Annotated in this window: 12 protein-coding genes and 1 pseudogene; 5 read left to right on the top strand and 8 right to left on the bottom strand. The window is 69.7% G+C overall.

Features of this window, described 5'->3' with window-relative positions; all coding sequences use genetic code 11:
• The 5 genes from WA805_RS23820 to mshA all read right to left on the bottom strand — a co-directional run.
• A partial coding sequence (locus WA805_RS23820; RefSeq protein WP_425243442.1) for a M56 family metallopeptidase occupies positions 1–706 on the bottom strand: 706 nt, incomplete at its 3' end.
• Between the two features lie 41 nt (positions 707–747).
• Positions 748–1,215, bottom strand: coding sequence for a BlaI/MecI/CopY family transcriptional regulator (locus WA805_RS23815; protein ID WP_422276180.1), 468 nt, complete (start codon positions 1,213–1,215; stop codon positions 748–750).
• Between the two features lie 4 nt (positions 1,216–1,219).
• Positions 1,220–2,173, bottom strand: a complete 954-nt coding sequence (locus WA805_RS23810; RefSeq protein WP_425243441.1) for a DMT family transporter — start codon at positions 2,171–2,173, stop codon at positions 1,220–1,222.
• Complete coding sequence (locus WA805_RS23805) at positions 2,170–2,670, bottom strand: YbjN domain-containing protein (RefSeq protein ID WP_422276176.1); 501 nt, start codon at positions 2,668–2,670, stop codon at positions 2,170–2,172. The genes WA805_RS23810 and WA805_RS23805 overlap by 4 nt, the downstream gene beginning before the upstream one ends.
• A 5-nt stretch (positions 2,671–2,675) precedes the next feature.
• Entirely contained in the window at positions 2,676–3,974 is a 1,299-nt protein-coding gene (mshA, locus tag WA805_RS23800) for a D-inositol-3-phosphate glycosyltransferase (protein ID WP_422337407.1), read from the bottom strand.
• Between the two features lie 134 nt (positions 3,975–4,108).
• On the opposite strand from mshA, the gene WA805_RS23795 reads away from it, so the two are divergent.
• From WA805_RS23795 to WA805_RS23785, 3 genes are all read left to right on the top strand, one after another.
• A complete protein-coding gene (locus tag WA805_RS23795) occupies positions 4,109–4,852 on the top strand; it encodes a phosphoglyceromutase (RefSeq protein ID WP_422276172.1) in 744 nt (247 codons plus the stop codon).
• Positions 4,853–5,046: 194 nt separating this feature from the next.
• Positions 5,047–6,198: a sensor histidine kinase gene (locus tag WA805_RS23790; RefSeq protein WP_422276192.1), complete on the top strand. Its 1,152-nt coding sequence runs from the start codon at positions 5,047–5,049 to the stop codon at positions 6,196–6,198.
• 34 nt (positions 6,199–6,232) lie between these two features.
• A complete protein-coding gene (locus WA805_RS23785) occupies positions 6,233–6,919 on the top strand; it encodes a response regulator (RefSeq protein WP_422276170.1) in 687 nt (228 codons plus the stop codon).
• Positions 6,920–6,940: 21 nt separating this feature from the next.
• On the opposite strand, the gene WA805_RS23780 is transcribed toward WA805_RS23785, so the two are convergent.
• Together WA805_RS23780 and WA805_RS23775 are read right to left on the bottom strand one after the other, a co-directional pair.
• Positions 6,941–7,468 (bottom strand): copper chaperone PCu(A)C, encoded by a 528-nt coding sequence (locus WA805_RS23780; protein WP_425243440.1) that lies wholly within the window; start codon positions 7,466–7,468, stop codon positions 6,941–6,943.
• A 164-nt stretch (positions 7,469–7,632) separates the two neighbouring features.
• On the bottom strand, positions 7,633–8,355 hold the full coding sequence (locus tag WA805_RS23775; protein WP_422284617.1) for a hypothetical protein: 723 nt from the start codon (positions 8,353–8,355) through the stop codon (positions 7,633–7,635).
• A 327-nt stretch (positions 8,356–8,682) separates the two neighbouring features.
• Between WA805_RS23775 and WA805_RS23770 the strand changes: the two genes are divergently transcribed.
• Positions 8,683–9,165 carry a CarD family transcriptional regulator gene (locus tag WA805_RS23770; RefSeq protein WP_422273425.1) on the top strand — a complete coding sequence of 161 codons (483 nt, stop codon included), beginning with the start codon at positions 8,683–8,685 and terminating at the stop codon, positions 9,163–9,165.
• A gap of 127 nt (positions 9,166–9,292) precedes the next feature.
• Positions 9,293–9,766 (top strand): 2-C-methyl-D-erythritol 2,4-cyclodiphosphate synthase, encoded by a 474-nt coding sequence (ispF, locus tag WA805_RS23765; protein WP_422273431.1) that lies wholly within the window; start codon positions 9,293–9,295, stop codon positions 9,764–9,766.
• Positions 9,767–9,790: 24 nt separating this feature from the next.
• Here ispF and WA805_RS23760 read toward each other — a convergent pair.
• Positions 9,791–10,367: pseudogene (locus WA805_RS23760) on the bottom strand (hypothetical protein); the annotation flags it as partial.

Raw genomic sequence — 10,367 nt, 5'->3', positions numbered from 1 at the left:
GCGCCGTGAGCTCGCCCTCCGCGGCGGACAGCGCTCCCGCGGGGCATTGCGCGCCGGCCGTGCCGAACCGCAGCAGCGCGGTGGCCAGTTCCCTGGCGAACAGGCCGCGGACCCGCAGCGCGCGGTCGTCGGCCATCATCTCGACGAGCAGCGCGACCGTGCGATACGCCTGCGTGATCACCGCGGACCGGGGGAACGTGCGGCGCAGCGAAGTGAACGGGATCAGCACCAGGTCGTGCCTGGCGCGCAGGTGAGCGCGTTCGTGCGCGAGCACCGCGGCTAGCTCGGCGGGGGCGAGCAGTTCCAGGGTGCCCACGCTCACGACGATCTGGGACCTGATGCCCGGCAGGCAGTAGGCTGCGGCGGCCGGGTAGTCGATGACCAGCGCTCCCGGCGCCTTCGGGTCGCCGCGTGCGAGCAGCGCGAGCAGTTCCCGCTGGCGGCGCCTGGCGGCGATCGCGTCGGCGAACGCGATCACCAGCATCCACGACAGCACGGAAAGCAGCGCGAACCCGGCGGCGAGCATCGCGAGTCGCAGGGTGGCGACCAGCGGCGGCTGGTGCGGCTGCAGCAACTGGCCCGACGCGAGCCGGCCCAGCCCGCCGAACACCCCGGCGAACCGCGTCTGCTGGCCGTCAACGCCTATCGTGAGCAGCGCGCCGATCGCGGCGAGACCGCCCGCGAGGCCAAGGGCCTGCCACAGCAAAATCGCGGCCGCCGGGGACCTACGTGGCCAAGCGGCGCGCGTCAGCACGCGCGCACTTCGCGCGCTCCCCACGGCGACCGCGGCGAGAAGTGCCGCGACGGCCAGTCCCCCCATAATCCGATCCCGCTGTCTCCCTCTGACCGCTGCCCGTCCTGCTCTCGATCGAGCCGGGACAGCGCGTCACGAAGCACGACGGCCTCCGAGCCTGACACGCTCTGCGCGAACCTGGCGAGTGCTGCGTCACGGTCGCCGGTCTGCTCAAGCGCGGTCAGCATCAGTTCCGCCACGTAGGCCTCCCGGGTCGCGGCGGGCCGGTACCGCCAGGCGCGGCCGTCCCGTTCCCTGCGCGCGAACCCCTTCTTCGCCAGCCGGTCGAGCACGGTCATCACTGTGGTGTGAGCCAGATTGCGCTGGGTGAGCCCGTTGCTGACCTGTCTGACTGTCAATGACGACTCGGTTTGCCAGAGAACTTCCATGATGGCCCGCTCAAGGTCGCCCAGCCTGTTCACGTCGTTACTGTACCGTCGAAGGCGCTTCTGTGACCAGTGGTGCGGCCTCGGACGCCAGCGGCGACTTGGCGATCTGCACGCACCCGTAGATGATCGCCGCGAGCGCGATGAACTGCGGCACCAGCCACCATCCGTCTCGTAGCACCTCGCCGAACAGGGTGACGCCGTAGGCAATGCTGATCAGCGCGTCGCCGACGGTGAGCATCGGCTGCGAGGCGACCAGGCTGCCCGCCTGCAGCGCGTTCTGCAGCAGGAAGAGCGAGCCCACGCCAGCCACCGCGACCGCGTAGATGTGCCAGCTGGTGAAGAACTCGGCCACCCCCTCGTTCAGGTCGGCCATCGCGTTCTTCAGCAGCGCCGCAGTTAGCGCGTACCCGCAGGCCGCGGCTAGTCCGAGCAGCGCCGCCCGCGGCTCGCCTCGCAGGCCAACCGCCGTGCTGATCAGGACGGCCTCGAAGGCGGCCGTGACGATCAGCGCGATCATCCAGCTCGTATCCCGCGCGGAATCGACGCCGCCACTGGGCTGCGCGGCGGCCAGCCCGCCGCCGAGGGCGACGGTGGTGATGATGATCGCGCGCCAGGGGAGCTGGTGGAGCGAATCGCGGCCCCTGAACAGCAGGGTGGAGAGCAGAAGCGTGAGCGGCAGCTCGATGATGAAGATCGGCTGGACCAGGGCGATCGGCCCGAAGGCAAGGGCGGTCGCCTGGGCTACCGCGGCGACGATCACCATGGCGATCCCGGCCAGCCACACCCGGCGGTGCATCAGGTCGGCGATCAGGGAGACGTGCATGGACCGTTCCAGCGGCACCTGCGCGGCCGCCTTGCGCTGCAGGACCGCCGCGACGGCGTTGCTCGCCGCGGTGAGCAGGGCGAAGATGACGCAGAGCAACTCGTCGACGGTTACGTGGACGTGCATCTGGTGCACGCTCACGTCGAGGGGTAGCTGCTGCACGCTCACGGCAGGTCCGCCTGATTGTCGCCCTTGATGAACGCGGCGAAGGGACGCAAGTTGGCCAGGCTTTCGCCGCGCTTTTCCCGCCACGCCCATTCCCGCCTGATGGCGGAGCCGAAACCAAGCTTAAGCGCCTCGTTGAACGACTCGTCCGAGTACGTGAGCACGCAGCCGAGCAGCCGGTCGATCTCGTCGTCGGTGATCGCCGCCAGCGGGAGCCGGCCGGTCAGGTAGACGTCGCCGGTGCGGTCCACCGCGAAGTGCACGCCATACAGCCGCCCGTTGCGCTCGAGCAGGAAGCGGTAGAAGGCGGCGTGGTTCTCGTCGGGCTGACGGCAGAAGAACGCCTCCACCTGGAGGCTGTGGTCCCCGGCGATCAGCCAGGTCATCGTGGCGAGCTTGTGCTCGCCAGCCAGGCGGACCAGGTAGGCACCGGGCTCGGGCTGGGTGTACTCCAGGCCGAGCCTGCCGAGCACGTCCCCGAGGGCGTCGCGCGGTGCCATGTCCGTTACGCCCTGACCCGTGCTGCTGTCTCGTCCATTGCACCGGTATACACCGTGGCCAGCCGGTCTACTGTCGCGGACCAGCCGAAAGTGGACGCGTGCCGCCGCGCGCCCTTGGAAAGTGCGTGCAGCCGCCGCGGCGTCCGCACCAGCCGCCTGATCGCCTGCGCCCAGTCCGCCGGGTCGTGGCTGTGCACCAGGACACCCGAGTAATCGTCCCTGACGACCGTGCGCAGCCCGCCCACGCTGGCCGCCACCACGGGCGTGCCGCAGGCCTGGGCCTCGAGTGCGACAAGCCCGAACGACTCCGAGTGCGACGGGGTCAGCACGACCGTGGCCGCGCGGTACCAGTCGGCGAGCTCGGCTTGCGGGCAAGGCGGCTCGAACCGGACGATGCCGGTAATCCCGAGCTTGGCCGCCAGCTCACGCATCCGGTCGGGATCCGCGCGCTCTGATCGCCCGCTCGGCCCGCCGACCAGCACCACTAGCAGTCGCTTGGCGAGTTCCGGATCGGCCTCGATCAGCCGGGCCGCGGCCTTGAGCACGACGTCGGGCCCCTTGAGCGGCTGGACCCGGCCGGCGAACACCAGCACCACGGCGTCCGCCGCGATGCCGAGCTTGCGCCGTATCCCGGCCTTCGCGCCATGCCCGCCGGGGGTGAAGACGCTCAGGTCCGCGCCAGGGCTGACGGTCCTGACCTTGGCCGGGTCCGCCCCGTAAAGCTCGGTGAGCTGGCGAGCCTCTTCCGTCGTGTTGGCGATCAGCCGGTCGGCCGTGGCCACCACGTCGAGTTCGCCGCGAATCCTGTCGTCGGGCTCGGCGGCGTCGCCGGCCGCCAGCGCCGCGTTCTTCACCTTGCCCAGCGTATGCATGGACTGCACCAGGGGCACGCCCCAGCGCTCCTTCGCGACCGCCCCGACCTTGCCGGACAGCCAGTAGTGCGCATGCACCAGGTCATACCTGCCGGGGTCGGCCTCCGCCTCGGCGCGCAGCACCTCGAGGGTGAACTCGCAGACCTGGGCGGGCAGGTCGGTCTTGTCGAGCTCCTCGAACGGGCCGGCGACCACGCTGCGGACCAGGACACCGGGAGAGATCTCGGTCAGCGGCGGGGTGTCCCGGCAGACCGCCCTGGTGAAGATGTCGACTTCGATGCCGCGGGCCGCGAGCCGTTTGGCCACCTCGACGACGTACACGTTCAGGCCGCCCGCGTCACCGGTGCCCGGCTGGTCGAGCGGTGACGTATGGACGCTGAGTGTGGCGATCCGTCGGGGGACATTCGGGATATTCAGGACGCGCCTAGGCACCGTTGACACAGTTGTAACCAACTCCACCCGCCCGATTCGTGTTCCCTTGCTGCTCCTGGCTTCACTACATGGTCTACCTGACCGAAGCACCGGCGCCCGGGTTGTGTTCCCCGCTGTCGGCTAGGCTGACCGGCATGGGAACGCTCGTGCTGCTGCGCCACGGTGAAAGTGAGTGGAATACCAAGGGCCTGTTCACCGGGTGGGTCGACGTAGGTCTCGCCCCCAAGGGCGCGCAGGAGGCGGCGGCCGCGGGCCGGATGGTGGTCGACGCCGGGCTGCGCCCCGACGTCGTGCATACGTCGGTGCTCACCCGCGCGATCCAGACCGCGAACGTCGCGCTCGATGCCGCCGGGCTGAGCTGGCTGCCCGTGCAGCGCTCGTGGCGGCTGAACGAGCGCCACTATGGCGCTCTGCAGGGCAAGGACAAGGCGCAGACCCGCGAGGAGTTCGGCGACGAGCAGTTCATGATCTGGCGCCGGTCGTACGACGTGCCGCCGCCGCCGATCCCTGACGACGACCCGCTGTCCCAGGCAGGCGACCCCAGGTACGCGACGCTGCCGCCAGAGCTGATGCCGCGGACCGAATGCCTTCGCGATGTCGTAGCCCGGATGCTGCCGTACTGGTACGACGCGATCGTGCCGGACCTGTGCGCCGGCCGCACGGTCCTGGTGGTGGCCCACGGCAACTCGCTGCGCGCGCTGGTCAAGCACCTGGACGGGATCAGCGACGCGTCGATCGCCGAGCTGAACATTCCCACGGGGATCCCGCTGCTCTACGAGCTCGACGCGTCGTCCCGCCCGCTGCCGCCTGGCGGCCGGTACCTTGACCCGGAGGCGGCGGTAGCCGCGGCCGAGGCGGTCAGGAACCAGGGCCGCTGACTGCCCTGTCTTTCGCGAAGGTTGCTCTTGTCTGTACGACATCTGGATGAAGAGAGTCTGCCAGGTGAACATCCGGAAAAGAGTGAAATTTACCGTAACCTCCCGATTGTCGGCGACCGCCCCCGTCCGCATACCATCAGATACGTGAGTGTGGACTGGTCACACCGGTGTGCGTCGGCGCGGCCGACCGCATCATCGCTGGTCCGGAACATAACGTGGCGCTGAGGACACGGAATGGCGCCGGAGTAGGGCAGCCGCGAAGCGCACGCCTGCGGGCGGCCCAGCAGCCGGCCAGGCTGCCGCCTGGCATTGCCTCGGTCCTGTCAGTGCTTTCCTCGTCCGCGGTCGTCGTGGACAGCGAAGACCGGGTGCTGCGCGCCAGCGCCGCGGCCCGCGCGTTCGGCATCGTCAAGGGCGACCGGCTGATGGTGAGCGAGCTGCTCGCCCTGGCGCGCCAGGTCCGCCGTGACGGAGAGATCCGCGAGGGGGAGTTCGAGGTCCCTGTGCCCAGGTTCGGCGGCCGGACCACCAGCTTCGCGGTACGGGTCGCCCCGCTGTCGGGGACGGTCGGCGGTGGCGGCCTCGTCCTGCTGCTCGCCGAAGACCAGACGGAGAGCCGCCGGGTCGAAGAGGTCCGCAGGGACTTCGTCGCGAACGTCAGCCACGAGCTCAAGACCCCGGTAGGCGCCCTCGCCCTGCTCGCCGAGACGATCGAAGACGCCGCCGATGACGCCGACGCCGTACGCAGGTTCGCGGGCAGGATGCGCCAGGAGGCGGCCAGGCTGACCTTCCTCGTGCAGGACCTCATCACGCTGTCCCGCATCCAGGCGGCGGAGCCGGTCACGGACCCGCACCCGGTCGAGGTGGACGCGGTGGTCGCCGAGGCGATCGACCGGTGCCGGATGAAGGCGAACGCGCGCGGGATCACGCTCGCCTCCATCGGAGTCCGCGGGCTGAGCGTCCTCGGCGACGAGGACCTGCTGGTGACCGCCCTGCGGAATCTGCTGGAAAACGCCGTGGTCTACAGCCCGGAACGCACGCGGGTCGTGGTATGCGTGAAGAAGCCTGGCGACGGCGGCGTCGAGATCAGCGTGACCGACCAGGGCATCGGCATCCCGGAACGTGATCTGGAACGAATATTTGAACGCTTCTACCGCGTCGACCCGGCCCGTTCACGGGCCACGGGCGGCACCGGGCTCGGGCTCGCCATCGTGAAGCACGTGACGGCCGCCCACGGCGGCCGCGTTACTGTGCGGAGCGTGGAGGGCGCGGGCTCAACCTTCACCCTGTGGCTACCCTTGCGGAGCGAGCATGACGGCACGAGCGCCGATCGGGTCCGCGCCTAGTACTTCCGCCCTTATCCCGTCAGGAGGGACTTTCGTGACACGCGTGCTCGTGGTCGAGGACGAGGAGTCGTTCAGCGACGCGATCTCGTACATGCTCCGCAAGGAGGGGTTCGAGGTGGCCGTCTGTGCGACCGGTCCCGATGCGCTCGAGACCTTCGACCGCACCGGCGCCGACCTCGTGCTGCTCGACCTGATGCTGCCTGGCCTGCCCGGCAGTGAGGTGTGCCGGTCGCTGCGCGAACGGTCCAGCGTGCCAGTCATCATGCTGACCGCGAAGGACAGCGAGATCGACAAGGTAGTCGGCCTGGAGCTTGGCGCTGACGACTACGTGACCAAGCCCTTCTCCTCCCGCGAGCTCGTCGCCAGGATGCGCGCGGTGCTGCGCCGCCGCGGCGATGTCGAGGAGGTAGCCGAGGCGACGCTGGAGGCGGGCCCGGTGCGGATGGACGTGGAGCGGCACGTGGTCAGCGTCCGCGGCGCCCCTGTCCAGCTTCCGCTGAAGGAGTTCGAACTGCTCCAGGTGCTGCTGCGCAACGCCGACCGGGTGCTAACCAGGATGCAGCTCATCGACCGGGTGTGGGGCGCGGACTATGTGGGTGACACCAAGACCCTGGATGTCCACATCAAGCGGCTCCGCGCCAAGGTCGAGACCGACCCGGCCAAGCCGCGGCACATCGTCACCGTCCGCGGGCTTGGCTACAAGTTCGAGTCGGTCGGCTGAGGCCCCGGCGAGGGTCGCCGGCTACGGCGCCGGCGGGGAGTACGACGAGAAGTAGTACGACTGCGCCTCCACCGGGACGTCCAGCGTCACCGAGCCCGCGTGCGCGAAGTCAAGGGTAAGCGGGACGGCCTCGCCGCCGGACAGCGGCTTGGCCAGGTCGTTCAGCACGAGCTGCGGTTCCGGGCCGGTCAGGTTGACCTCGGATTGCACCGGGATGCTCACCGTGCCGCCGGTCACCTGGACGCTGGAGGCCCAGCCCGTCGCGTGGACGCCCGTCAGCTCGTCGTCGCCCGTCCCGCCGTTGTAGAACGAGAGGAACAGGCTGGCAGACGAGCCTGCCGGTACCGCCGAGCCGAGCGGTGCGCCGAGCACGAAGACGTCGTTGATCGATATCCCGTTAAAGGTGGTGCTCACGCCGGGCGAGGCCGGGTGGAACTCAAGCGTCGGAGCGTTGTTCCCGGCTTCGCACCCGGCGATGCCCGAGATCAGCAGGGCCAGAGCGGCGATCAGCAGCCCTTTGGCGAGGGTTTTCCGTGAACTGCGGACCACGGCGGATGCCTCCTCGGTAACGGTGACGGGATTGTGGATTCGCTCCCGTTACGACCACCTGGCCTTGCCAGTCAACTACAGGCCGTAGAAATGCTAGCAGTACCGTTTCCGCGCCCCTCGGGGGTGGCGTTATTGTTTCCGCGCTCTTCTCCGCGGGACGTGAGTCACCGGCCGGGCCGGGTCAATTCGCGCAGCGCGGAGGTGAGCTGGAAGCCCGCGGGCAGGTCCGTCCGGACCAGCGCGGTGGCGTCGCTGTAGACGAGCAGCACGGTGAGGCCGGCCGGGTGATACGCCGCGCCGAGCAGGTTGCCCGCGTCGTAGACGGCGAGAGCGGCGCCCTCGCCGTACTGCGCGGTCAGGTCGGCCAGCTGGGGCATCGCCGAGCCTGACGCGACGAAATAGAGGCTTACCTGCGCCTCAGTCGCCTGGTCGGCCAGGCGGCGCAGCGCCGGACCGCAGTCGCAGCCGGCCGGAATCAGCGCTAGCGCGGAGCTCACCAGGTTCCGCGCCGGCACGGCTTCGCTGTCGATCCTGACGTTTCCGGCGGGCAGTTCGGTCAGCCCCGGTGGCGTGCCGGCCGCGGCCTGCGGATTGCTCACGGTCGGCGCCTTCGCGGGGCTGATGGTCATCACCGAGAGCATCGCGCCCGCGAGCATCGACAGCGCGACGCAGGTCGCGATCAGCGGCAGGATCGCGGCCTGCCCGCCGAGCCCGCGCCGGTTCAGCGGTCCGAACAGGCGCATGATCCGCTGCCGCCGGCGCTTGGCGCGCAGCTCGCGACGATAGGCGAGCACATCGCGGTCCAGGTCCCTGGCGTCGTCAGGGATCACGATGTTCACCGGGGGCAGGCCGCCGTCGTCCCGCCCCGGGCCGCTGGCGAAGCTCACTGGCACCTCTTCTTGCTGCGGCCGCAGGCTACGGACCCTCTTCCTCCAGTATGGGCCAGCCGGGACCGCCTGCCGACCCGCGGGACCCGATTTCCAGATCGGGGCAACATCGTCGGGTAGACTGGGTATCTATCGCACCTGCGACAAACGATAACCGTGGTACTGGCGGCCAGCCTCCGGGCATGCCGTGCCCGGCTGGCTAAGGTGCCTACCGAGCACTGGTATGCTCGAAATTCGCGCATTGACCTGCGTATTCGCCAGCAGGGGCATTTTATCGGTGAGCCGGTTCGTGGTAAGATAGCCTTCAGCGGAAGGGGTACTTGCCAGATGTCTTTTAAGGTCGGCGATACCGTCGTTTATCCCCACCATGGGGCAGCTCGCATCGAAGCCCTCGAGACTCGCACGATCAAGGGCGAGGATAGAACCTATCTGGTCCTGAAGGTCGACAAGGGTGACCTGACCGTACGGGTGCCCGCGGACAACGCGGAACTTGTCGGTGTGCGGGACGTGGTGGGACAGGAAGGGCTAGAGCGGGTGTTCGAGGTGCTCCGTGCGCCGCACACCGAGGAGCCCACGAACTGGTCGCGGCGGTACAAGGCCAATCTGGAAAAGCTCGCCTCCGGTGACGTGAACAAGGTCGCCGAGGTGGTCAGGGACCTGTGGCGCAGGGACAAGGAGCGCGGGCTGTCCGCTGGAGAGAAGCGGATGCTTGCGAAGGCCCGCCAGATCCTGGTCAGTGAGCTGGCGCTGGCAGAGAAGACCAACGAGGACAAGGCCGAGGCCCTCCTCGATGAAGTGCTCACGAGTTAGGTTCGTCGCTCTTCGGAGCTAACAGTGGTCGATGAGCCATCGCCCGCACTCTCAAGCGGGCGGTCGCGCATCGACCACGTTCGTTTGGTGTCACGGCTCGTGCCGGTAGCCTGCTGCGGTGGACAGAATGCCGCGGGTTGGGCTTGGGGTCGATGTGCACCCGTTCGAGGCTGGGCGGACGTTGTACCTGGCCGGACTCGAGTGGCCAGGCGAGACCGGGCTGGCAGGCCATTCCGACGGCGACGCGGCGGCCCACGCGGCCTGTGACGCGCTGCTGTCGGCTGCCGGGCTCGGCGACCTTGGCACCCACTTCGGCACCTCTCGTCCTGAGTGGGCGGGCGCGCCTGGTGTCGCGCTGCTGCGGGAGACCGCGCGGCTGGTCGCCGCGGCGGGATTCACCACGGGAAACCTTGCCATCTGCGTGATCGGTAACCGGCCCAGGATCGGGCCGCGGCGGGCCGAGGCGATCGCAGTGCTGAGCGAGGCGCTGTCCGGTGCGCCGGTAAGCCTCTCGGCCACCACGACCGACGGGCTGGGGCTGACCGGCCGCGGCGAGGGCATCGCGGCGATGGCTACCGCCCTGGTCCTCCCGGCCTCATGACTTCGGCCGTTTTGGCCGGCTCGGTCACTCCTCCTCGTCGTCCCCTTCGGGCGGCATCGGGGTGGAACGGACGCGGTTGAGCCGCGGCACCGCCGCGAACGGCGCCGTGGCGAACGGCGGCGCGTCTTCGTCGATGACCTCGCCGGGCAAGGTAGGCACGCGGTCAGGCTCGTGGAATCCGCTGCCCGCGCCGCTGTCCCAGTAGTTGTACGGCGTGGTCGCGGCGGCGTCTTCCCGGTAGGTCGCGTAGGGCGCCGCGCCCCCGCCGTTGCCCGCCGCGACGGGCTCCGCGGCCGGCTCAGGCTCTGCGGCCGGCTCTGGCTCTGCGGCCGGTCCAGGCTCCCACGGGGGCGCCTCGTCCGCCGCGGCGGCCATCACCGGCTCCTCCTCGACGGGCTCAACCGGACCGGTCTCACCGGCGGCGTCCACGTCCGCGACCGCATCCCTGGCATCGGCGTCCGCCTCCTGCGCGACGGGTGCCTCCGTGATGCCGGGCTCGGGAGCGTGGACGCCGGCCGCAGCGGCCGGCTCTTCCGGCTGGGCGGTCTCATCCTGCGGTACGTCCTCGTCCTGCGGCACGCCGGCGCCTTCCGGTGCCGAG

It is taken from the genome of Trebonia sp. (assembly GCF_049794275.1).
Taxonomy (GTDB): domain Bacteria; phylum Actinomycetota; class Actinomycetes; order Streptosporangiales; family Streptosporangiaceae; genus Trebonia.
The sequence above is the reverse complement of the archived record's forward strand: the minus strand, read 5'-3'. Positions and strand labels throughout refer to the sequence as shown.

Excerpts from the sequence above, each read along its gene's own strand:
- WA805_RS23770 (WP_422273425.1), top strand. The coding sequence starts at position 8,683 with ATGTCTTTTAAGGTCGGCGATACCGTCGTTTATCCCCACCATGGGGCA.
- WA805_RS23805 (WP_422276176.1), bottom strand. The coding sequence starts at position 2,670 with ATGGCACCGCGCGACGCCCTCGGGGACGTGCTCGGCAGGCTCGGCCTG.
- WA805_RS23795 (WP_422276172.1), top strand. The coding sequence starts at position 4,109 with ATGGGAACGCTCGTGCTGCTGCGCCACGGTGAAAGTGAGTGGAATACC.
- ispF (WP_422273431.1), top strand. The coding sequence starts at position 9,293 with ATGCCGCGGGTTGGGCTTGGGGTCGATGTGCACCCGTTCGAGGCTGGG.